This is a genomic window from Natroniella acetigena (assembly GCF_023227745.1).
Taxonomy (GTDB): domain Bacteria; phylum Bacillota; class Halanaerobiia; order Halobacteroidales; family Halobacteroidaceae; genus Natroniella; species Natroniella acetigena.
On sequence record NZ_JALKBX010000001.1, the window covers coordinates 15,601 to 38,784 of the forward strand.

Annotated in this window: 20 protein-coding genes, 2 pseudogenes and 2 riboswitches; all 22 genes and pseudogenes read right to left on the bottom strand. The window is 35.7% G+C overall.

The window, feature by feature from the left end; genetic code table 11:
- Nucleotides 1-77: 77 nt before the first annotated feature.
- Nucleotides 78-395: a 4Fe-4S dicluster domain-containing protein gene (locus MWH25_RS00065; protein ID WP_248624488.1), complete on the bottom strand. Its 318-nt coding sequence runs from the start codon at nt 393-395 to the stop codon at nt 78-80.
- A complete protein-coding gene (locus MWH25_RS00070) occupies nt 385-2,073 on the bottom strand; it encodes an adenylyl-sulfate reductase subunit alpha (protein ID WP_248624490.1) in 1,689 nt (562 codons plus the stop codon). Before MWH25_RS00070 ends, MWH25_RS00065 begins: the two co-directional genes overlap by 11 nt.
- 11 nt (nt 2,074-2,084) lie before the next feature.
- Nucleotides 2,085-2,627 carry an adenylyl-sulfate kinase gene (gene cysC, locus MWH25_RS00075; RefSeq protein WP_248624492.1) on the bottom strand — a complete coding sequence of 181 codons (543 nt, stop codon included), beginning with the start codon at nt 2,625-2,627 and terminating at the stop codon, nt 2,085-2,087.
- A gap of 269 nt (nt 2,628-2,896) precedes the next feature.
- Nucleotides 2,897-4,051 (bottom strand): sulfate adenylyltransferase, encoded by a 1,155-nt coding sequence (gene sat, locus MWH25_RS00080; protein ID WP_248624494.1) that lies wholly within the window; start codon nt 4,049-4,051, stop codon nt 2,897-2,899.
- Nucleotides 4,052-4,123: 72 nt separating this feature from the next.
- Nucleotides 4,124-4,234 (bottom strand): annotated as a pseudogene (locus MWH25_RS00085) (PLP-dependent transferase); the annotation flags it as partial.
- 6 nt (nt 4,235-4,240) lie between these two features.
- On the bottom strand, nt 4,241-6,577 hold the full coding sequence (locus tag MWH25_RS00090; RefSeq protein ID WP_248624496.1) for a sulfurtransferase TusA family protein: 2,337 nt from the start codon (nt 6,575-6,577) through the stop codon (nt 4,241-4,243).
- Between the two features lie 25 nt (nt 6,578-6,602).
- Nucleotides 6,603-7,013, bottom strand: a complete 411-nt coding sequence (locus MWH25_RS00095) for a M67 family metallopeptidase (protein ID WP_248624498.1) — start codon at nt 7,011-7,013, stop codon at nt 6,603-6,605.
- On the bottom strand, nt 7,010-7,816 hold the full coding sequence (locus MWH25_RS00100; RefSeq protein WP_248624500.1) for a HesA/MoeB/ThiF family protein: 807 nt from the start codon (nt 7,814-7,816) through the stop codon (nt 7,010-7,012). Before MWH25_RS00100 ends, MWH25_RS00095 begins: the two co-directional genes overlap by 4 nt.
- Nucleotides 7,791-8,024 (bottom strand): sulfur carrier protein ThiS, encoded by a 234-nt coding sequence (thiS, locus tag MWH25_RS00105; protein WP_248624502.1) that lies wholly within the window; start codon nt 8,022-8,024, stop codon nt 7,791-7,793. Before thiS ends, MWH25_RS00100 begins: the two co-directional genes overlap by 26 nt.
- A 228-nt stretch (nt 8,025-8,252) precedes the next feature.
- Nucleotides 8,253-8,393 (bottom strand): hypothetical protein, encoded by a 141-nt coding sequence (locus tag MWH25_RS00110; protein ID WP_248624504.1) that lies wholly within the window; start codon nt 8,391-8,393, stop codon nt 8,253-8,255.
- A 281-nt stretch (nt 8,394-8,674) separates the two neighbouring features.
- A complete protein-coding gene (locus tag MWH25_RS00115; protein ID WP_248624506.1) occupies nt 8,675-10,015 on the bottom strand; it encodes a YeiH family protein in 1,341 nt (446 codons plus the stop codon).
- Between the two features lie 271 nt (nt 10,016-10,286).
- Entirely contained in the window at nt 10,287-11,180 is an 894-nt protein-coding gene (locus tag MWH25_RS00120; protein WP_248624508.1) for a selenium metabolism-associated LysR family transcriptional regulator, read from the bottom strand.
- An 87-nt stretch (nt 11,181-11,267) separates the two neighbouring features.
- Entirely contained in the window at nt 11,268-12,194 is a 927-nt protein-coding gene (gene cysK, locus MWH25_RS00125) for a cysteine synthase A (RefSeq protein ID WP_248624510.1), read from the bottom strand.
- 90 nt (nt 12,195-12,284) lie between these two features.
- Nucleotides 12,285-13,517: a TIGR00341 family protein gene (locus tag MWH25_RS00130; RefSeq protein ID WP_248624512.1), complete on the bottom strand. Its 1,233-nt coding sequence runs from the start codon at nt 13,515-13,517 to the stop codon at nt 12,285-12,287.
- 105 nt (nt 13,518-13,622) lie between these two features.
- Nucleotides 13,623-13,910, bottom strand: coding sequence for a YerC/YecD family TrpR-related protein (locus MWH25_RS00135; protein WP_248624515.1), 288 nt, complete (start codon nt 13,908-13,910; stop codon nt 13,623-13,625).
- Nucleotides 13,911-14,139: 229 nt separating this feature from the next.
- Nucleotides 14,140-15,453: an NCS2 family permease gene (locus MWH25_RS00140; protein WP_248624517.1), complete on the bottom strand. Its 1,314-nt coding sequence runs from the start codon at nt 15,451-15,453 to the stop codon at nt 14,140-14,142.
- Nucleotides 15,454-15,565: 112 nt separating this feature from the next.
- Nucleotides 15,566-15,667: riboswitch (purine riboswitch) on the bottom strand.
- 219 nt (nt 15,668-15,886) lie between these two features.
- Nucleotides 15,887-17,431, bottom strand: a complete 1,545-nt coding sequence (gene guaA, locus MWH25_RS00145) for a glutamine-hydrolyzing GMP synthase (protein WP_248624519.1) — start codon at nt 17,429-17,431, stop codon at nt 15,887-15,889.
- A 120-nt stretch (nt 17,432-17,551) separates the two neighbouring features.
- A riboswitch (purine riboswitch) is annotated at nt 17,552-17,653 on the bottom strand.
- Between the two features lie 146 nt (nt 17,654-17,799).
- A pseudogene (larC, locus tag MWH25_RS12990) lies at nt 17,800-19,001 on the bottom strand (nickel pincer cofactor biosynthesis protein LarC).
- Nucleotides 19,002-19,019: 18 nt separating this feature from the next.
- Entirely contained in the window at nt 19,020-19,793 is a 774-nt protein-coding gene (larB, locus tag MWH25_RS00155; RefSeq protein WP_248624521.1) for a nickel pincer cofactor biosynthesis protein LarB, read from the bottom strand.
- Nucleotides 19,794-19,811: 18 nt separating this feature from the next.
- On the bottom strand, nt 19,812-20,642 hold the full coding sequence (gene larE / locus MWH25_RS00160) for an ATP-dependent sacrificial sulfur transferase LarE (RefSeq protein WP_248624523.1): 831 nt from the start codon (nt 20,640-20,642) through the stop codon (nt 19,812-19,814).
- Between the two features lie 166 nt (nt 20,643-20,808).
- Entirely contained in the window at nt 20,809-22,467 is a 1,659-nt protein-coding gene (groL, locus tag MWH25_RS00165; RefSeq protein WP_248624526.1) for a chaperonin GroEL, read from the bottom strand.
- A 93-nt stretch (nt 22,468-22,560) separates the two neighbouring features.
- Nucleotides 22,561-22,848: a co-chaperone GroES gene (gene groES, locus MWH25_RS00170; protein ID WP_248624528.1), complete on the bottom strand. Its 288-nt coding sequence runs from the start codon at nt 22,846-22,848 to the stop codon at nt 22,561-22,563.
- Nucleotides 22,849-23,184: the final 336 nt, after the last annotated feature.

Genomic DNA, 23,184 nt, shown 5'->3' on the forward strand with positions numbered 1-23,184 from the left:
GCACAAAAGTGACACATAATTGTAATCAAGCTTTACTACATAAAAAAAAACGCGGTTGGCCCGCGCCTTTACTTTAGTTATTCTTCAGTTTTAATTTCAAACTCTTCACAAAAACCATCTACTTTCTTCAACTGCCAGATGATCTTATCCTTCTTCTGTTCAGCCTGTAGTGTAGAACCTCTGCCACCTATTTCGGCTGGTAAATAGAGCTCGATTGCTTGCTGTAAACATTCTTTAACACAAGCAGCACAATCCCAACAATCCCTCTTTTCTCTAATCTCTGCTTTATTATCTTCATTTTTATATAATAAATTCCCAGGACAAACTCTAACACATAATGACTTTTCCCGCTGACCACAACCATTACATAACTTATGATTTATCTTAACTGCCATCTAAATCACCCAGCTTAATATGTTCTCGTTCAATTATCTTGATCTGATCTTCTTCTTGGTCATAAACAGAATTAACAAATTTAAACCAATTTTGATCATCCTGATCAGGATAATCAAGACGCTGTTGGTAAGACTTCCATCTAGTCTCTTTTCTATATAGTAGATGTTCTACAAGAGCCCTAGCTACAATAACGCGATCTATTACCTCATGTAAATTCATTAATTGATGTAAGCTCTCAGCCTTTCCAGAAGCTAAATCTTGATCTAAAACCTTTAAAAAACTTCTAGCTTGTAATAACTTCTCTTCATGTAGTTGATAATTGGTACTTAAACCACCTGCATATTCATCCATTATCTTTTGTAGCCTCTCTTCAAGCTCTTGAGGGCCAAAGCCTTCCTTCCGCTGCAAAGGACTATAGACACGATTGAACTCTTCTTCTACTTTAACACTATCAAAGGATTCAAAATCAACCCCTTCAATATATTCTAAAACATCCAATACTGCAATCTCACCTTCAGCCATAGCACCAGTCACATACTTCTTAGGGGCTCCTCCAGCAACATCACCTGCCGCATATAACCCTTTTAAAGTAGTTTGTCGTTTAGTATCAATCCAATAGCCAGATTGAGCATGGCCACCAACTATATAAGGTTCCGTTCCACAGATTTCAACCGGTTCATCCTGTGGTTCTATTTCTCGATCAGCCCACTTTAAGACGATTCCTGGAGACATATTCAAGAAGTTCTCTTTAATTCTTTGATTTTGCTCATCATCTAAATGAGTAAGATCTAAATAACATGGCCCTCGACCTGCTTTATTCTCTTCTATAGTAGCATATAAACGTAATGGAGTAGTATTCTTCTCATAACTATCCTGATATTCTTCTCCTAAAGCATTGATCTGTGGAGCATTAAAACCTTGGGCAATCGTTCCTGTTGGAGAAATGACATCCTTAACCCGCAAAGCGATAAATCTCATCTCAAAGGTTGTCATCTCAGCTCCAGCTCTTAGGCCCATAGCGTAACCTGCTCCAGTATTAAATGGTGGATACCACATTTTATGACGAGCCTGACCAGGGTTATTAGATCGATAGATTCCGGCAGCTCCACCAGTAGCACAGATCACCGCTTTAGCCTTGAGCAAATAAAACTTATTATCACGAACAGAAAAACCATAAGCTCCCTTAACTTGATCATCTTCTACTAGATAATTAGTAATATTGACTCGATTTAAAACATCTACCCCACTATTCCTAACAGCTTGAGCCATAATCGGCTTAATATTCTCCCCTTTAATCTGGACACTTCTTCTACCTCGAGGAATAAAGTTACCTTCCTCATCCTTCAAAAAGGGTAAACCCCATTGTTCTAACTTATCAGCAGCCCGATTCAGACCTTGAGCCAAGGTATAAATCAGATCATCCCTAACTAACCCTTCTGAATCCTGCTTAATATAATCTAAGAAGTCCTTAGGGCCAACACCAGGGTTCAAATAAGCATTGATGGCATTGATTCCTGCTGCTAAACAGCCACTCCGCTCAATATGAGCCTTATCAACAATCAAAACATCAACTTCTGGATCTTGTTCTTTGGCCCTTACTCCAGCATAACAGCCAGCAGCTCCACCACCAATGATTAAGATATCAGTTGTCAGTTCAACTACTTTAAATTGCTCCATCTTTATCATCCTTAAATATAATTCTGTTCTGTTAAGTAATCAATTACCTTTTGAGCACTCTCTTCTAATGTCTCTTGATCAGTTCTCAATTCTAAATCAGGATTCTCTGGAACCTGATAGGGATCAGAAATTCCAGTAAAGTTATCTAGCTTACCATCTCTAGCTTGTTGATAGAACCCTTTAACATCTCGCTCCTCACAAACTTCTAATGGAGGATTGACAAAGACTTCAACAAACTCCCCTACCTCCTGAATCTCTTGGCGTGCATACTCCCGTGCGGAACGATAAGGAGAGATAAACGAACATAAAGTAACTACATCATGCTTAGTCAATAACTTAGCAACCAAAGTATTTCTTTTGATATTTTCATTACGATCTTTCTTGCTGAATCCTAAATCCTTAGTTAAGGATTTACGAACAATATCTCCATCCAACCGCTGTACTCTAGCATTACGAGCTTTTAACTTTCTTTCCACTTCCTTAGCTACAGTCGTCTTACCTGCTCCACTTAAACCAGTAAACCAGACAGTCACACCACGATTAGTTTGACACATACTACCCCCACCTTTAAAATCATTTAATATTTAATATTTAATATTGAATAATTTAAGATCAAAAAATTAATTTCTTAATTTCGAACTTGATTTGAACTATTATTTATGCTTTTGATCTTCAACTATTAATTATTCAATATTCATTATTCAATGCTCTTTAAGTATTCAATATTCATTATTCATTGGTTTTCACTGTTCAATATTTAACGCTTTTAATTATTTAATGTTTTATAATTATTAAATATTCAATATTAATTATTCACTGCTTTTTACCGCGCCATTCCTTGGATCAATACTTCTGCTACTTCTGGTCTAGTCAACTCCTCAGGAGGTCGTTTACCATTTCTTAATAATCCTCTAACTCGAGTACCACTTAATGAGACATGATATTTTTCATCATGAGGACAAGTTTTAGAGGTAGCCATTGAAGTACACTTCTTACAATAAAAAGCATAATCAAAGCATAATGGTTCAATTCCTAGATCTCCACACCATTTAAATTCTTTAAAGATCTCTTGAGAATCATAAGTACCATAGTAATCTCCTACCCCAGCATGATCACGCCCTACTATAAAGTGTGTACAACCATAATTCTTACGGCATAAAGCATGAAAGACTGCCTCTCTTGGCCCTGCATATCTCATTGCTGCTGGAAAGACTGTTAAAACAGTTCGATTCTGAGGATAAATCTTATCCATTACAACCTCATAACTTTCAATTCGATATTCTACTGGTACATCACTGCTTTTAGTCTTACCTACTAAGGGAGTCAATAACAGACCATCACAGATCTCTAAAGCACACTTTTGAATATATTCATGGGCCCGATGAATTGGATTTCTAGTCTGAAAGCCTACCACACGATTCCACCCTTTTTCTTCGATTAACTCTCTAGCATCCTTAGGATCTAAGCGATATTGATTGAATTGCTCATGCCCTACCCTTCTTAATAAAGAGATCTTTCCTCCTAATAGAACATCTCCATTTTGATACAGCTTAGCTACACCTGGATGTTCAGTCTCTGTTGTCTGATAGACTAATTCTGCTTCTTTCTCTTTGTCATAAGTATATTTATCTGCTAAATGTAAGATAGCATAAACTTGACCTGTTTGATCTGTTAAAGCTACATCTTCTCCAACTGCCAACTGAGCAGCTTTCTCCGTAGTAACATCTAAGACAATAGGAATCGTCCATGGTAGACCATTCTTTAAATACATCTCTTCTACGACTGACTTATAGTCTGCTTCAAGCATAAAGCCCTCTAATGGACTATACAGACCAGTTGCTATATTTTCTGTTTCAGTCAACATCTCTCTAGATAACTCAATCTTAGATAAGTCATCTGCCTTAGACAACCACTCTGCTCTCTCTTTCCCTGTCACAATTCGATCGACCAATTTACCACCATGAGGCTCAATTAACATCCTAACTCCTCCTTAGTTTTCCTGTACAACAATAAAATATATATTTCTTCCCAGCAAGATTTATAAGTAAATTTAAATTTCTTTTAATGCAGTTGCAAAATCTTCTTTCAGATCTCTAATATCCTCAATCCCTACACTGACCCGAATCAAATCATCATAGACACCAAGTGTTCGCTGTTCTTCTTCATTTTAAATCGCCTTCTTAACTGTTAAGATATAATACCCTTCTTCTGCCTGCTCTTTAGCCAAAATCTCATGCCCTTCAGAACTTAAACTCTGTGGTACATTAGCAATCGGCTCTCCTTCATCTAAATAAATATCAATTATATCTCCTGGACTTAAAGGAGCAATAGCCACCTTTGCTTTAACAAAGTTCATTGGACATTGAACCCCTCTTAAGTCAGCTACTTCTCTATCTGCATCCACAGTATAATCACTATTTTCTGCAGCTTCATCCGTTTCAATTGTAAATTCTAATTTAGCATTTAAGGAATTAAATAACTTCTCAATCCGAGCAATCAATCCTTTTACTTCTTCTTGGTAAGCAAATAAATCACTAATATCACCTAACTTATAATCAATGGCAGCATCAACTACTTTTTCATAATCTATAGCTACTAATCGATCATTAATGAACTTATCTTTAAACTCTTTAATAATTACTCGATCCTTCTGCGCGTCGACCCCTTTAACAATCAATAATGCCCTAGCAGCATTGACGATTGCTTGATAAAGTTGATCTGCATCATCTTCGGCAACTGCTTGCTCGTAATTTTCTTGGGCAGTATCTAAATCTAACTTAATAATATCCATAACACCTACTCCACATTCACCTGACCCTCTTCCTGCTAAGGAGAAGTCTTCATCTTGGCCCCAATCTCGATATAGATCAGGCTCTTCCTCATAAGCTGGAACATCTATAAATTCAGCAGCTAACTCTTTAATCTTCTCTTCCCCACCAGCTTCTAAGTACTGATTGAATTGCGCAGAATTATAATCTTCTTCTGTAGCCAGCTCTTCAGCCAAGCTAACTAAGAAATCAGGAATTCTTTTCGCTGGTAGATCAATTACTCGCTCCCCATACTTACTATTACCATCAGCTATATTTCCTCCTAATAAGAGAGAATAGTGAGGGGCCAACTTACCATTAAATCGTTTTGCTTTACCTTCAAATCCAATCTTACCAATCAAATGTTGTCCACAGGCATTTGGACAACCACTGATATAAATTTGTGGTAATAAATCCTGTAAATCACCAGCTAAAGAAGTAAGTTCCTTCCTAATCTCTTTAGCCAAATTTGGTGACAAACATAGACCTAACCGACAAGTTAAAGCTCCTTTACAGGCAATTGGTATTGTAGAGTGATTATCAGATAATAGATCAGGATTAATCGCTCTTATCTCTTCAACCAACTGCTCAACTTGATCAGCTCTAACCCCTCTAAGCAATAGACTTTGTCGATTGGTAGTTCGCAGATCAACCTCCTCAGCAGATAATACTTCTAACTCTAATAATTGGTCTAATTCTTCAGTCTTTAAGTCTCCATTTTCAGGTCTTAATTCGACTGAATAATAACCAGTTACTTTTTCTTTCTCTAAATAATCAGCAGTTAGATCTAACTTAGTACTAACTTCTTCTCTCGGTAGTTGATAATAATTAATTTGATGTGTTTCAATATTCTCTGCTAAAACATCTGTTAAATATTCTTTATATTTAGCCTTAAATTCTTCTTCTCCTAATCGCTTTTTAACAAATCGTAATCTAGCTCGATGCTTATTGCTTCGATCACCATACTGATCAAAGAAACGTTTAATTGCTTCTGCTACATGAAAGATCTTATCCTCTGGAATAAACTCTTCAATTACGAATGCAACTTCAGAAGCAGTACCCATTCCTCCTGCAGCATAAACCTTAAAGCCTTTCTTGCCGTCTTTTTCTTGAGCAATAAACCCTAAATCATTAATTGTAGCCAAACCTTCATCCTCTGGAGTAGAAGAGAAGGCAATCTTATACTTTCTCGGTAAATTAAAAGAGGATCTAGTCTTGATCAAATACTCAGTCAATGCTAAAGCATGAGGTGTCGTATCAAATACTTCATCAGCAACAACCCCTGCTCGCGAAGCATTAGCAATATTTCTGACAGTATTTCCTCCTCCACCTCGTGGGCTTAAGCCGACTTCTAATAAATCAAATAATATCTGAGGAGTATCCTCTATATCTACTTGATGAATCTGAACATCCTGTCTCGTAGTTAGATGTAGATAATCTGAACCGTATTCTTTACTTAATTGATTTAATCTCTCCAATTGCTTTGTAGTAATTACTCCACCAGGTGCTCTAACACGTACCATATATTGTTCTTTCTCTTCCGCACCTCGTTGACCATAAATCCCCATTGGTACCCGATAACCTTTAAACCTAACAGGATCAATCTCTCCAGCAAGAAAACGTTCTACTTCTTGTTGATACTTGTTAGTATCTTCTTTGACCGTCTCTGGTATCTTAAAAACCGGCTCTCTTTTCATAATTTTAATCCTCCTCTTCTCTTCGTTAAACTAACTCTATTTTTAATTCAGTTACTTCCTTATGGTCTTCAATTTCAAATGCCTTCAATACAGGCTCATCTTGCAAAGAAAAGATAAAATAAAGAGCATCCTGATCATATGCCAGCTTCTTATCCTCTGCCGAAGGACGAGCTGGAGTAGCTGGATGCGAATGATAGTTACCAATTAATTGATAACCTTCTGTTCTAATCTCCTTGACTACTTTAAATTGCTCCTTCGGATCTAATGTAAAATGCTCAGCAGATTCATCCAGATTAGCCATTGGATATACAGCCTTAACCTCGATCTTATCATCTTCCTTCAAACCTGCTACCAATCCACAAGCTTCTGTAGGGAATCGCTCTTGAGCATCCTCTAATAATTTTTGATAATCTTCTGTTGTTAACTCAATGATCATAGTTCACAAGCTCCTTGTTCATAATCTATTAACTCAGTAATTTCAGGATCATCACTGCAGACACCACAGTTATCATTACAATTTAAATTTATCTTTCTAAATTCCATATCTAAAGCATCATAACTTAATAATGTACCGGTCAATAATTCACCTTTGTCTAATAAATACTTAATTGCTTCAGTAGCCTGAATTGTTCCAATTACTCCACCCATTACTCCTAAAATACCAGCTTCCTTGCAAGAAGGTACAACACCAGGCTCAGGAGGTTCAGGAAAAACACAACGATAACATGGTGTCTCATCATCTTCAGGTACAATAGTCATCGTTTGGCCCGTAAACTTGATAATTCCTGCATGAGAAAGGGGCTTTCCTTCCATTACACAAGCATCATTGATTAAGAACTTAGCTGGAAAATTATCAGTTCCATCGATTACAAAATCATACTCTCTAATAACTTCTTTAATATTATGTGACATTAAGTAATAATCATATGTTTTAACTTCTACATCTGGATTCATAGAATTTATCTTCTCTTTAGCTGATTGAACCTTCAACTTCCCTACATCAGGAGTATGATGCAATACCTGCCGTTGTAAATTAGACAGTTCAACTTGATCTGCATCGACCAACCCTATCTTACCTACCCCTACTGCTGCCAAAAACTGAGCTGCAGGCGTACCTAATCCTCCTGTTCCAATAATTAAAATAGATGATTCTAATAACTTTATTTGACCTTCTACCCCTACATCCTGTAAAATAATATGGCGTGAATATCGTTCAAGCTGTTCTTCGGTAAAGTTCATGACCAGTGCCACCACCCATGAAGTATAAAAATTCTACTTGACCTCCATCTTCTACTACTTGAGTAGCAAAATCTTTTCTATCTAAAATTTCACCATTTAGCTCTACAGATACCATATCAGGCATCTCAACATCCTCTTTTTCCAATAATTCACTAACTGTCAATTCAGTTTCAAATTCAACTTCTTCACCATTCACTTTAATTTTCATCTTTCATCCTCCTAATACCGAGTTTTTTTATCTGAATTCATTAAATTAATTTTGTTATTATAGACTTTATCATATTATTCTAGCCATGTCAATAAGGTGATTATGTCAATGAGATTAGTTGGGATTAGAGCAAAGAATAAAATGACCTAAGGTCATTTTAATTTAAATCCCAAATCAACCCCTTTTTTACAATAATTTTATTAATTATTGTACAGCATTATCAGCTTATTAAAAATTCTGTTCAATCTCTTCCACTTCTGTCCACCATATTTCACCAGCTCCACTGGAGTGAGTTCCAGAGTTTCCAACGTCAAATAAGATAATTCCTACAGCAATCAATACTATAAGTAACAGCAATACCTTTTTCAACTGAACCACCTCTTCTCCTAATCATGTACTCTTTCAGTTAAATTAAAGCCTATTATGACACCACTTAGCAAATATTTAAATCCTTCTCCACTCCCGTTTTAATTTACAATTTACAGTTTATAATTGACAATTAAATTCAAAACCACACAATCAAAACACTAAAACCATCAATGTTTACAAGACATCATATAATTGAATGTTCTCATCTCCAATAATTTCTTTTAGCTGAAAGTACTCAATCATATCAATTTTCCATCAAAAGTATTTTTTGAGTTCTGACCTTAAAATGGTAAATTAAAAAATTGACCACTAAAGAAGATATAAGCAGCAAGTAAGGTTAATACTATATTAAGTAATTGTCCCCCTATGTAAAGCTGGATTGCCTTTCCTCCCTTAACCATCTGAGCCATCTCTTTGAAATTAGAATCAAGACCGATACTAATAAATGCTAATGTAAAGAAGAATCCTCTAAAACCATTCAATACCGGCAAACTACTTGCTACAATTGGTTCAGACAATAAGAAAGAAAAGAGCAAGGAAGCCCCTACAAAACCAAAGATAAATTTAGGTATTCTCGTAAATATTTCTGTAAAGTTGATATTAACCTCTTCAGTAGATTTATTTTCATATTTTGTCACCCAAAAAACTGCTATTCCAAAAGCAATAATTCCAATTAAAATATTTTGAACCATCTTAATTACAGAAGCTACTTCCATTGCCTCTGAACCTAACAATGCAGAAGAAGCAACTACAGCCCCTGTAGCATCAATTGTCCCTCCCAGCCATGCACCACCAACTATCGGATCTATTCCTAATAGCTGAACCATTGCTGGCATTCCGACCATCATCAAAACAGTAAAGATTAAAGTTATTGAAACAGCCAAAGTGATCTCTTCTTGTTTAGCTTTAGAAGCTGTACCTGAAGCAATAGCTGCCGATACTCCACAGACTGATGTTGCAGTAGCAATTGTAATTGCTAACCCTTTATTCTCATGCATCTTTAAAACCTTTTGTGAATACCAATACATCACTATTAAGACTACCGGTGTTACTACCCAAGCTACTCCTAATCCCATTGCTCCTAATGCTAACATCCGATCAAATAAGATAGAAGCCCCTAATAAGACTAAACCGGTCTTGATATATAAACCTGTTCGGACAGCTCCTTGTAAAAATTGAGGTACTTTAATTAAATTACTGATTACTAATCCAATTACTAAAGCCCAAATCACATCATTAAAACCATAATGTCTCAATGGAGCATAATTTCCAAGTACATAAGCTAAAATCGATAATAAGAATATAACTGGATAACCCTTAAGAAAATCACTAAGTTCTTGACAGTTACTAAAGAATACTGCTACAGCAAAAATAATTAAAGTTATTAATCCAGTTGTCAACATTCCTATAATAATTTCACTCGGGATAGCTGCTAAAATTGATTCAGCACCTTCCACTCCCCATCGTGCTGGTAAGACAGGTTTAGTAATGATATTACCAACTGCAGCAACAATTAATACTATACCTAACCAGACAGTCCACCATTCTTCTCGACACCATAAACTAGATAAATCAAACTTACTCTTTATGTTCTCTTTTTTATCCAAATTAGCCTCACCCATTTTCTAACTAACCTCCTATTAAAACTTTGTTACTATAAACTTTACCACATTATCTGTGTAATGTAAATAGGAATAGTCGGGATTAATTCTACCATTTAATTGGTCTACTTTAAAATTTAACTCAAACTAAGTCTTTAACTATTCTATTATATTTTAAAAGATATAATTTTATTATAACAAAAAAATAAAGTTGCCAATTGGCAACTAAACTTCATTATTTAATTCAAATAGAAATATTGCTAATTATAGTTTAAAGAATAACTAATAATTTTTAGGCTTGAAATCTTTTTATTAAACCCTCAAATCCCTTAATTAATAATTCTTCTGCTCTTGTCTGATGATAAGCTAAATATAATTTACGGTTAATTAACATATCACTAACTTCCACTTGCTCTATGCGATCAACTTGGGCAGCTTTTTGGGCAGCCAGCTTTGACACAAACGAGAGCCCTAATCCAACTTCCACCGCTGCAATAATAGCTTCAGTGCTCCCCAAGCTAGCAACTAGCTCCAGATCATTTTCACTAACTCCTCTTTTTGCCAAACCAGTTAGCATAGCCCTTCTTGTTCCTGAGCCTTCTTCCCTAATTAAAATTCTTTCTCGTTCTAAATCACTAATAGTAACCTTATCTTGTTTAGTTAGTCGATGTCCTTTAGGAACAATTAACATTAACCGATCTTCTACTAATGTTTTAACTTTAAACTCTTTCCTCTTCGGTCTAAAACCAACTACTGCTAAATCTACTTCCCTTTGTTGTAGTTGATCAATAACTTCCTTGCTATCTCCTACCTTCATAATCGTCTCTATTTTAGGAAATTCATTATAAAGTTGAGCTAATAAATCAGGTAATAAATATTCTGAAGGGATTGTACTGGCCCCTATGACTAATTGGCCAAAATTTTCTCCCTTGACCCTAGCCACCCCCAGTTTAGTCTCTTCCCAATTAGCTAAAATATCTTTTGCCTGCCGATAAACTACTTTGCCGGCTGGAGTTGGTCTTAATTCTCCATCTTGTCTAATCACTAATTCAGCATCGAAAAACTCTTCCAATGACTTAATTTGCATACTAACAGCAGGCTGGGTCAACCCTAATTCATCAGCTACTGCTGAAAAGTTTGCCTTTTCTATTAATTTAACTAACATCTTTAAAGTTTTTAACTTCATCAAAAACCCCCTCTATATTACAATTCAAGCCTTTTGGAAAATAAAAAAGAGCCTATAAGATTTCCCGTTAGACTCTTTTCTTAGCTACTACTCTTTAGCTTTAAATAAAGGTGTACTCAAATATCTCTCTCCAGTATCAGGAACTACTGTTACTACCTTCTTTCCAACTCCTAATTTTTGAGCAACTTTAATAGCTGCTGCAACTGCTGCTCCTGAAGAAATTCCAACCAAAATCCCTTCTTGTGCTGCTAATTGGCGTGACATCTCCATTGCTTCATTATTTTCTATTTGTAATACATCATCTACTGTATCTATATTAAAGACCTCAGGAATAAAACCAGCTCCAATTCCTTGAATCATATGTGGACCAGGCTCTCCCCCACTAATTACTGCCGAATCAGTAGGTTCTACCGCTACAACTTTAACTCCTTCAATCTCATCCTTTAATACCTCACCAACTCCAGTCACCGTACCACCCGTTCCTACTCCAGCTACAAAAGCATTCAATTCTCCTCCAGTAGCTTCAATGATCTCTTTAACTGTCGTCTGTCGATGGATATCTGGATTAGCAGGATTCAAAAATTGTTGAGGCATAAAGTAATCTTCATTCTCCTCAGCCAATTCTTTAGCTTTTTCAATTGCTCCAGGCATTCCATCTTCCCCAGGAGTCAAGATCAATTCAGCCCCATAAGCTTTTAAAATCTTTCTTCGTTCAATACTCATCGTATTAGGCATAACTAAAATTACATTATAGCCTTTAGCAGCTCCAATAAATGCTAAGCCAATTCCCGTATTACCACTTGTTGGCTCAACAATCGTTCCTCCTGATTTTAAATCTCCCTCTTTTTCAGCAGTTTCAATCATATTTAAAGCTATTCTATCCTTAATACTACCACCTGGATTAAAGGATTCTAGCTTGACATAAACTTCACCCACATCTTCTGGTACAACTCTATCTAATTTAACGATTGGGGTCTTCCCTACTAACTCTGTTATGTTATCAACAACTTTCATCTTAAAAAACCTCCTCTGTACTAATTTTCATATCCAAGTAAATCACTTTGTTTTCATCCAGTTATAGTTTACAAAAAAAACCACCCTCTGTCAAGAAGAATTAGCACCTACTTTAAACCTTTGCGTTGGAATAATTTCAAATTCAATTGTATAATCCCGTTCCAATTGCTGCTGAATCTGTCCAGCTAAACTATCAAGTTCTTCCTTTTCCTTTCTTTGTGGGCTATAAAAGACCAATTCAATTCGCTCTTCTTGAATCTCGACTCTAATTAACCTACTCTCAAATTGATCCTTAAAATATTCTCGATAAGTTTGACGTACAACATCTTCAGGCTGTTCTTTAACCATCTGTTGGTATGTAATCACCCATAATGGTACCGCTAGTAAGATTAAAGATATAATCAAAACAATCAAACTCTTTTTAATTAGCTTTTTAGCCGTTAAATCATACCACAACTGTGGCTTTAAACCTTTAAAATAAAAAGTAATTACAATCGCTAATAGTAATGCAAAAAAGTTAACCAGCAATAATAATGTTGCACCAGAAAACAAGGGCCAACTCCACAGTGCAATCCCTATCCCAATAGTCGCCATTACAGGAATTAAAGCAGCAGCAATTACTACGCCTACCAACTGTTGCTTAACGTTAGTTACTAATGAATAAGCTCCTGCACCTCCAGCAGCAAAAGCAATCAACAAATCAGCTAACGTTGGCAACATTCTAACTTGTAAAGCCCTATTGATCGTTACATTTGGAATACTCAATCCCGCTAAAACACCAATCACAATCGCTACTAAAACGACTACTAATTCGGCAATCAAACCTTGGACTAATAATTTCAAATCACCTAACACTATCCCCACTGCTATCGCAATAATTGGTCCAAAGACTGGAGCAATCACCATTGAACCTACAATTACTGCAGTATTATCAATAATTAGTCCTAATGAAGCTATAATAGCAGCTACTACAGCCAGAATTAAAAACTGACTATCCACTTTACTATTATCCTTAGCATAAGTCACAATCGTCTCTCTTGCTGCCCGATAATTATACTCTTTAGCCTTATCTTTATCGCGCGGAATAACTGTATCAGGAGTAAATATAACTAAACTTCGTTCTGTATTTTCTGAGAAATTAAACCTCTCTTTTAATCCATCCAATAATTTATCTTCATTACCATATAATAAATTTATAATCAATAAATCCCCAGTTTCAGATTCAATCAATTTATAATTTTCAATATCAACCCCTAATCTCTTTAATAAATTAACTGCTTCTGCTCCTTCACCAGATTCAAAAGTGGCATGAACTATCTGCATTGCTCGCCTCCTCTTCTCTAACTACTCTTTATTGTGCCACTAGTTAAAAAAAATATAAGAGACCACCAAATTTAGTAGTCTCTTGAGCAATACAACTTTTATATTTTAGTCATCCATTCTTTCTAAAATCAACTGATAACCATCAGCTCCATAATTTAAACATCTCTTTACTCTACTAATAGTAGCAGTACTTGCTCCTGTATCCTGAGCAATTTCGTCATAAGTAGAACCTTTTTTTAACATCTTAGCTACTTCCAAACGCTGGGCCAAAGATTTTATTTCATTAACTGTACATATATCCTCAAAAAACTTATAACATTCTTCTTTATCCTCTAATAATAAGATCGCTTCAAATAATTGATCTGTAAATTCATCTTTTAATTTAGAGTTCAACTATCCCACCTCCTAAGTTTCATAATATTATTATAATATATTTTAGAGTTTATTACCAGTGCTTTAATACATTAAAGCCAAAGAGGCAGGTAATACATTTTAGATTAAGGTTAAGTCTGAATCCAAGTAACCCATTTAAAAAATATAATTTCCTAAACAATAAAAAAGTATAAACTACCTTCTTAAAAAGAAGGTAGTTTATACTTTTAGTTAGCAGACCAAATTACTATTACATAAATAAATACTTTATTATAAATAATAACGCTAAAATATTAATTACCATATTAGTCTCTTCAATTCTGCCAGAAACCAGCTTCATAATTGGATAAAAGATAATTCCAGCTGCAATTCCCTCAGCAATACTAAAAGTAAAAGGCATCATTGCGATAGTCATAAAAGCTGGAAAAGCTTCTGTAAAGTCTTCAAAGTCAACTCCCTTAATAGCTCCCATCATTAAGACTCCCACAATAATTAAGGCTGGAGCTGTAGCTTCTGCTGGTACTAACAGTACTAAAGGAGAAATTAATAATGTCAGAAGGAATAAAATAGCTACTACAACTGCAGTTAAACCTGTCTTTCCACCTTCGACCACCCCTGCTGTACTTTCAACAAATGTAGTTACTGTACTAGTTCCAAGAATTGCTCCTGCAGTCGTTCCAATAGAATCAGCCATCAATGCCTTACCAGCTCGTGGTAAATTACCGTCTTCATCTAGCATTCCTGCTCGAGCTCCAGTTCCGACTAAAGTCCCAATCGTATCAAATAAGTCCACAAAGGTAAGGGCCAAAATCACATTCAAAATTCCAAAATTAAATAACTCAGGAAATCCATCTACAAATGAACCAAAAGCCTCAAAGCTTACTTGTAATGAAAAAGGTGAAAATCCTTCTCCAATCTCCACAACACCCATTGGGATTCCAATAATAGTAGTCAGAATAATTCCAAGTAAGATCGACCCTTTAATATTCTTAGCCATTAAAATAGCCGTAATAATTAGACCAATCAAAGCCAAAAGAGTATTCGGTTGAGTTAGAGTATCTGTTAATGTTACTAAAGTAGCCTCATCTGATACTACAATGTGAGCATTTTTTAAACCAATCAAAGCTATAAAGAGACCAATTCCTGCACTAACTGCTTTTTTTAAGGACAAAGGAATCGCATTAACTAAGACCGTTCTAAGACCGGTTATCGTAATTATAATAAAAAAGATACCTGAAATAAAGACTGCTGCTAAAGCAGCTTGCCAACTAAGCCCCATTCCAATTACCACAGTATAAGCAAAAAATGCATTCAAACCCATCCCTGGTGCTAAAGCAAAAGGATAATTAGCATAAAGACCCATAATTAAAGTAGAAATTGCTGCAGATATAACTGTCGCCGCCATAACCGCTTCAAATGGCATTCCCGCATCACTCAAAATTATAGGATTAACAATAATAATATAAGCCATTGTCATAAATGTAGTCAAGCCAGCTATAACTTCCGTCTTAAGGTTGGTTCCATGTTCCTTCAACTTAAAAAACTTCTCCAAAATCTCGTTCATCAAAAGCCCCTCCTAATTTAGATATTTTATTTAACTTAAGCCTCAAAAAATAAAAATCCCAAAGTATAAATTCCAGAGGAAATTAAGACTTTGGGATGAAATGTAGCATATATCAAACTACATCTCTTCCCGTAGTCGACTAATTTACGGCTAGTCGGTAGAAACTTTCAGGCCATATCCCTGATATTATACGGAGGTTGTGTTCTCTTTTAAATTTAAAATTAGTTGCTAATTTATTAAACTCAAACTAGGAAATTATATCTTTTATAGTATAATAATATCATGAATTTCAATATCGTTTAAGTTTAAGCTAATATTTCTGTTGCTTTTTTAAGATATAGTTCGTGTTTTACCCTAGTCAATACTCTCTAACAGCCCCTACGAGTTTTTTACAAAAACTCTCCGTGGAATAAAAATAATCTTAAGATTATTTTTATTCCCACTCAATAGTTGCTGGTGGTTTGGAAGTTATATCATAAACAACCCGATTGACCTTTGGTACCTGATTGGTAATCTTAGTCGAGATTTGCTCCAAGACTTGATGAGGAATCTTGGCCCAGTCAGCAGTCATTGCATCTTTACTCTTAACAGCTCGTAAGGCAATCGTATAAGCATAAGTTCTTTCATCCCCCATAACCCCTACACTACGCATTGGAGGTAAAACAGCAAAATACTGCCAGATCTCTTGCTCCAATTCTGCTTTGCTAATCTCCTCTCTAAAGATAGCATCAGCTTCTCTTAAAACTTCTAACTTTTCTTCAGTAACCTCTCTTAAAACTCTAATTCCTAAGCCTGGCCCAGGAAAAGGTTGGCGCCAAACTATCTTAGCTGGTAATCCTAATTCTTCTCCTACTTCCCGTACTTCATCCTTAAACAACTCTCTTAAAGGTTCAATTAATTTAAACTCCATATCTTCAGGCAAGCCACCTACATTATGATGGCTCTTAATTGTAGAAGAATCATCGCCTTCCCCACTCTCTATTACATCAGAATAAATGGTACCTTGTACTAAATAACTAGCATCTCCAACTTTAGCTGCTTCATCTTCAAAAACCCTAATAAATTGATTACCGATTATCTTTCTCTTCTCTTCTGGATCTGCAATACCAGTCAATTGCTCTAAAAATCTATCCTGTGCTTCTACAGCAACTAAATTCATCTCAAACTCTTCACCAAATGTCTTTTTTACCTCTGCTGCTTCATTCTTACGTAATAGACCATGATCAACAAAGATACAAGTTAACTGATCTCCAATTGCTTTATCTACTAAAGCAGCTGCTACTGAAGAATCTACTCCTCCAGACAAACCACAAATTACTTGTTTAGTATCTCCCACTTTTTCTCTAATTTCTGTTACTGTCTGCTCAATAAAATTACTGGTTGTCCAATCTCCTTGACAGTTACAGGCTTGATATAAGAAGTTCTCAATCATTTCTGTTCCCTGTGGTGTATGTACTACTTCAGGGTGAAATTGAACTCCATAAAACCCTTTGGCTTGATTGCCAATTGCAGCTATTGGCGTATCCTCTGTAACACCAATTATTTCAAAACCATCAGGTAATTCAGCAACAGCATCTCCATGACTCATCCAGCACTCTAATTGTTGAGGTAAACCAGTAAATAAATCCATTTCTTGTTTGACTTCGATCATTGCTCGTCCATATTCTCTATTCTCTGTTGCTACAACCTTACCTCCAGCCAGCAGATGGCTCATCAATTGCATCCCATAACAGATCCCCAAAATAGGGATCCCCAGTTCAAAAATTTCTTGATCTATATACGGAGCATCTTCAGCATAGACACTTGCTGGCCCGCCTGAAAAGATAATCCCCGCTGGCTCCAATTTTTTGATCTTCTCTAAGTCAACATTATAAGGTAAGACTTCTGAATAAACATTACACTCTCTAATCCTTCTAGCAATTAATTTGCTATATTGTGCTCCAAAATCTAATACTAACACTACTTCTTTTTGATTCACTACTTAAACCCCCTTCTCAACTCTATTATAAATAAAAAAATCCCAAATTATAAGCCCTTATTGAATTATTAAGGGCCAAATTTGAAAGATAGATATATATAGGTATATATAGATATAGGTATAGCTATATTACTATCCCGTAGTCAACCAGTTTACGGCTAGTTAGTAGAAACCTTCGACCCTTATTGTCGAAATTATACGAGAAAACTTAAGCCTAAGTTTAAGTAAAAGCTAAGTCCTTATGTTCTTAACGATTGACTTAACCTCAACTTCGGGTTTATAAAAACCCTTCGTAATAAAAACCATTTCCTCAGTCTTAAACTTAAGTTAGTCTATTATCCAGTTATGCTGTTAGTATAAATCAGATCTTAATCATTGTCAAGTTCTAACTTTAAATCATTATTTTCTAAATACTTTTTCGTTATAGCCAATACTTCTTGGTAAACATCTTGCAGTGGAACCCCAAAATTCTCTGCTGCTAGTTTACATTCTTCATACTCTGGAGCATACTTCAAAACTGCTCCCGCTTTAAACGCAACCTTGACAGTTATTCTACCAAAAGAGGTGTCTATTTCCAAAAACTTTCTCTTCAGTTTTTCTCTAGTCACCTCATACTTTCTGATTCCTAGTGTTGTCGTTTCTGTAAATAATACCTCCTCAACCTGTTCAGTTATCTCTTTAGTGGCTAGTACATTAACTTTAACCCCTGGTCGATTCTTCTTCATCATTATATTTGTTAGGTAAACATCTAAAGCACCAATCTCAAATAACTTAGGGACTAAGTAAGAATAGATCTCTGAGTTCATATCATCAATATTTGTCTCTAACATCACTAAAGTTTCTTGACTTTTTTTTTACCCACTGTCACCCGCAATAGATTACTAATCTCTAGCTCCCTAGTACCTAATCCATAACCTACTTGCTCGATTACCATTTCTGGATAAGGAATAAAATCTGTCGCTAATACTTTAATTATTGCTGCTCCTGTAGGGGTGACTAGCTCACTCTCTACCCCTTTAGAATAAACAGGAACATCCTGTAAAATCTCTAAAGTAGCAGGAGCAGGAACAGGTAAATTACCATGAGCACAATTGACAAAGCCTCTTCCTAAATGCAGAGGAGATGAGTAGATTCGCTCAACTCCTAATTTATCTATACAAATAGCAACCCCTACAATATCGATAATCGAATCAATAGCACCTACCTCATGAAAGTGTACTTCATCTAGCGGCTGATTATGGATTTTAGCTTCTGCTTGAGCTATTAGCTCAAAAATTTGACAACTTAATTCTTTAACATTAGTAGTTAAGTCACTAGCACTAATTAAACTTTTAATATTCTGTAAGCTACGATGGTGATGATCATGTTCCTGCTCGACAATCACATTAAAATCAGTCCCTGTAATCCCTTTTTTCTGTCCACAATCGATCTCTAATTGATAACCAGTCAGTTCTATTTTTTTTAATTCTTTTAAAAACTCTTCCTGATCTATTCCCAAATCAAGCAATGCTCCAATTGTCATATCTCCACTAATTCCTGCTAAACAATCAAAATAGAGTATCTTCTCCATAGCATATATCCTCTCTGATTAAGATTTTTCCTTCATTGCAATTTCAATTTGACGATTAATAGTACTAGCTAGATAAGCAGCACCAAAACCATTATCGATATTGACCACTCCAATTCCACTAGAACAACTGTTCAACATTGTCAATAAAGCTGATACTCCTTCAAAATTAGCACCATAACCAATACTAGTTGGAACAGCTATTACTGGCTTATCTACTAATCCCCCAACTACACTGGCTAAAGCACCTTCCATTCCTGCTACAGTAATGATGATGTTAGCTTCATCTAATTTATTTTTATTTGATAATAAACGATGAATTCCAGCAACCCCTACATCATATAACCTCTCAACAGTATTTCCTAAGACTTGAGCAGTTACTACTGCTTCTTCAGCTACTGGAATATCTGAAGTTCCACCGGTTACAACTAAAATTTTACTGGTTGTTGTTTCTAGTTCTCTTTTTTTAATCACAACTGTCTTTGCTAACTCATTATAATCTATCTCGTCTGTTATATCTTGCAACGCCTCATAAATTTCAGGGTTGGCCCTAGTTGCTAAAATATTATTATTCCTCTCTAACATCTTGACGACTATCCCTTTAATATGATCTACCGACTTCCCCTCACAATAAATAACCTCTGGATAACCATTTCTCAAACCACGATGATGATCAACTTTTGCATATCCTAAATCTTCAAACGGTAGATCTTTCAACTGTTTCATAGCGGATTCTACATCCAATTCTCCATTCTTCACCTGCTCTAGTGCTTCTCTAATAACTTCATTCTTCACAATTTATCCCTCTTTCTGTTAATTTTTCACCACTTTATCTGATTCATCTAGTACCTCGTTCATACTTCCAGAGCGATAACCAGTCAAGTCTAATGTTACATAAGTAAAACCCACTTCTCTTAACTTAGCTGAAATTTGATCCATTGCTTCTAACTCAAAGAATTTCTTCCTTTCTTCAGGAGCAACTTCAATTCTAGCAATCTCTTCATGATGTCTAACCCTAAACTGTTCAAAACCAAGCTCTATTAAATAGTCTTCTGCCTGCTCAACCATAGATAATTTCTTTACATTTATCTCTTCCCCATAAGGAAAACGAGAAGATAAGCAAGCAAAAGCCGGTTTATCCCAGGTAGGAAGTCCCAATCTCTTTGATAATGCTCTAATATCATCTTTAGTCAATTCAGCCTCTTTAAGAGGACTAACTACCTCTAGCTCCTCAGCTGCCTTCATTCCTGGTCGAAAATCTTGCAAATCATCATAATTAGAACCATCAAGTACATACTTTATATTACGTTCTCGAGCTACCTCCTCCACTTTAGAAAAGAGTTCATGTTTACAATAATAACACCTGTCAGGTGGATTGTTAGCAAAACCATCTACTTCTGTCTCCTCTGAAACAATGACTACCTGTTCAATTCCTATTTCTTCTGCTAATTGCTCTGCTTCTTTGAATTCCCTTTCTGGATATGTAGATGATCGAGCTGTAACTGCCACTGCATTATCACCTAACACATCTTTACAAACTTTACTTAAAAAAGTACTATCTACACCTCCAGAAAAAGCGATAGCTACACTTCCTAGACCTTTGATAATATCCTGTAACTTTTTATATTTTTGCTCTAAATTCATTTTATTACCTCCTATAATAATGATTAACCACCAACTCAACATTCCATTAGACCACTAGTTTAATATTCATGATAAATCTATTTTTTCCTGCTTTCAATTTTTTATAAAAAAAGAAGGTCTTCTTAGAAATTTCTAAGAAGACCTTCTTAATATTGGGTCAAAGGAATTACATCATTCCCGGCATTCCTCCGCCCATTCCACCTGGCATTCCGCCACCCATTCCAGCTGGCATTCCGCCACCACCATTGCTATCATCATCATCTCTTTCAGCAATAGCAGTTTCAGTTGTCAACAATATAGCAGCTGCACTAGCAGCATTCTGTAAAGCAGAACGAGTTACTTTAGCTGGATCAACAATACCAGCTTCAATCATATTTACAAATTCACCAGTAACAGCGTTAAACCCTACTCCCATTTCTTGTTCTTTAACCTTCTCAGCAATAACTGCTCCTTCATATCCTGCATTATCAGCAATCAATCGTACTGGAGCTTCTAAAGATTTCCTTACAATATCAGCACCAGTCAATTCATCCCCTTCTAAACCTAACCCCTCTACAGCAGCTAGGATATCAAGCAAGACTGTTCCACCACCTGATACTATACCTTCTTCAACAGCAGCTCTAGTAGCACTTAATGCATCTTCGATTCTTAATTTCTTCTCTTTCAATTCAGTCTCTGTAGCAGCACCAACTTTAATTACCGCTACTCCTCCTGCTAACTTAGCTAATCTTTCTTCTAACTTGTCACGATCAAAGTCAGAAGTTGTATTTTTAATTTGCTGACGGATTTGAGATACCTTTTGTTCAATATTCTTTTCATCTCCAGCTCCATCAACGATAGTAGTATCATCTTTAGTAATCTTTACATTACGAGCACTTCCTAACATAGAGACATCAACACTTTCTAAGTCTAAACCTAAATCTTCAGTCACTACCTGACCACCTGTTAAAGCAGCAATATCTTCTAACATTGCTTTTCTTCTATCACCAAATCCAGGTGCTTTAACAGCTACACATTCAAACGTACCTCGTAACTTATTAACTACCAATGTAGCTAATGCTTCACCTTCAACATCTTCAGCAACAATCAACAATGGTTTATTCTGTTGAGCAACTTGCTCTAACAATGGTAGGATATCTTGGATAGAGCTGATCTTTTGATCAGTTAATAAGATATATGGATCTTCTAAGTTAGCTACCATCTGCTCATCATCAGTTACCATATATGGTGATAGATAACCACGATCAAATTGCATTCCTTCTACAACTTCAAGATCAGTTCCCATTGTCTTAGATTCTTCAACGGAAATAACACCATCTTGCCCTACTTCTTCCATAGCATCAGCAATTAATTCACCAACCGCTTCATCTGCAGCAGAAATAGCAGCTACTTGAGCGATAGATTCTCTATCTTCAATTGGCTTACTAATAGTTCCGATCTCTTCTACAGCAGCTTCAACCGCCTTTTGAATTCCCTTACGAAGGATCATTGGATTAGCACCAGCAGCTACATTCTTCATTCCTTCATTAACAATAGCTTGGGCCAACACAGTTGCAGTAGTAGTTCCGTCCCCTGCAATATCATTAGTATTAGTTGCAACCTCTTTTACTGTCTGTGCTCCCATATCTTCATAAGCATCCTTCAATTCAATCTCTTTAGCAATTGTCACACCATCATTAGTAATCATTGGTGCTCCAAAACCTTGCTCAAATACTACATTGCGCCCTTTTGGCCCTAATGTTACTTTTACAGCATCAGCTAAAGTATCAACTCCAGCTTCTAATTTACGTCTTGCTTCTTCACCAAACTTAATTTCTTTTGCCATATGTAGTCAACCTCCTTGAATTATTTTTGATCACAAAATTTATTTTAAAATCACTAAACCTTTTCTCAAACTTTAACAATAAAACTATATTGATTACTCAACGATTGCTAAGATATCTTTTTCATTCACAATCAAGTATTCCTCTCCTTGATGCTTAACTTCTGTTCCAGCAAACTTACTATAAATAACGATATCTCCTTCAGCTACCTGCGGAGCAATAACCTCTCCACTATCTGCTGTTCTTCCTTCACCAACTGCTACAACCTTACCTTCCTGTGGCTTCTCTTTAGCACTATCCGGTAATACAATTCCACTTTCAGTCTTTTCTTCTCTTTCTACAGTTTGAATCACTACTCTGTCACCTAAAGGTTTAATTCCCATTGAAGACCCTCCTTATAATATAATTTTTATTATAAACTCCTTTATTAGCACTCACCATTAACGAGTGCTAATGATTACGTAACTAATAATAACTAAATCTGCCCTTAAAATCAAATCGTTTCTCAACTTATGAATCTTAATTAAGTTCAATTAGAGGTTATTATATCCTGAAAACTCAAATTTTCTCAAATAAACTATCTTATTTCCCCTACTACCAGTATTGTATTGTATCCAAGTTCCATTTTTTTATTCTTCAACCACTTAATATCAATGGCAATCAGGAATCAGTGACCAGTAATCAGTAAGTTCAAAATCATTTAATTCAAGAGCCCTTAA

Bases quoted from the DNA above. Each gene is read 5' to 3' on its own strand.
- MWH25_RS00120 (WP_248624508.1), bottom strand. From the start codon at position 11,180: ATGAAGTTAAAAACTTTAAAGATGTTAGTTAAATTAATAGAAAAGGCA.
- MWH25_RS00100 (WP_248624500.1), bottom strand. From the start codon at position 7,816: ATGAACTTTACCGAAGAACAGCTTGAACGATATTCACGCCATATTATT.
- sat (WP_248624494.1), bottom strand. From the start codon at position 4,051: ATGTTAATTGAGCCTCATGGTGGTAAATTGGTCGATCGAATTGTGACA.
- groES (WP_248624528.1), bottom strand. From the start codon at position 22,848: ATGGGAATTAAACCTTTAGGTGACAGAGTAGTGATTCAAACTGTAGAA.
- thiS (WP_248624502.1), bottom strand. From the start codon at position 8,024: ATGAAAATTAAAGTGAATGGTGAAGAAGTTGAATTTGAAACTGAATTG.
- MWH25_RS00115 (WP_248624506.1), bottom strand. From the start codon at position 10,015: ATGGGTGAGGCTAATTTGGATAAAAAAGAGAACATAAAGAGTAAGTTT.
- groL (WP_248624526.1), bottom strand. From the start codon at position 22,467: ATGGCAAAAGAAATTAAGTTTGGTGAAGAAGCAAGACGTAAATTAGAA.
- MWH25_RS00065 (WP_248624488.1), bottom strand. From the start codon at position 395: ATGGCAGTTAAGATAAATCATAAGTTATGTAATGGTTGTGGTCAGCGG.
- MWH25_RS00090 (WP_248624496.1), bottom strand. From the start codon at position 6,577: ATGAAAAGAGAGCCGGTTTTTAAGATACCAGAGACGGTCAAAGAAGAT.
- MWH25_RS00140 (WP_248624517.1), bottom strand. From the start codon at position 15,453: ATGAACGAGATTTTGGAGAAGTTTTTTAAGTTGAAGGAACATGGAACC.
- MWH25_RS00130 (WP_248624512.1), bottom strand. From the start codon at position 13,517: ATGCAGATAGTTCATGCCACTTTTGAATCTGGTGAAGGAGCAGAAGCA.
- MWH25_RS00095 (WP_248624498.1), bottom strand. From the start codon at position 7,013: ATGATCATTGAGTTAACAACAGAAGATTATCAAAAATTATTAGAGGAT.
- larE (WP_248624523.1), bottom strand. From the start codon at position 20,642: ATGAATTTAGAGCAAAAATATAAAAAGTTACAGGATATTATCAAAGGT.
- MWH25_RS00070 (WP_248624490.1), bottom strand. From the start codon at position 2,073: ATGGAGCAATTTAAAGTAGTTGAACTGACAACTGATATCTTAATCATT.
- cysC (WP_248624492.1), bottom strand. From the start codon at position 2,627: ATGTGTCAAACTAATCGTGGTGTGACTGTCTGGTTTACTGGTTTAAGT.
- cysK (WP_248624510.1), bottom strand. From the start codon at position 12,194: ATGAAAGTTGTTGATAACATAACAGAGTTAGTAGGGAAGACCCCAATC.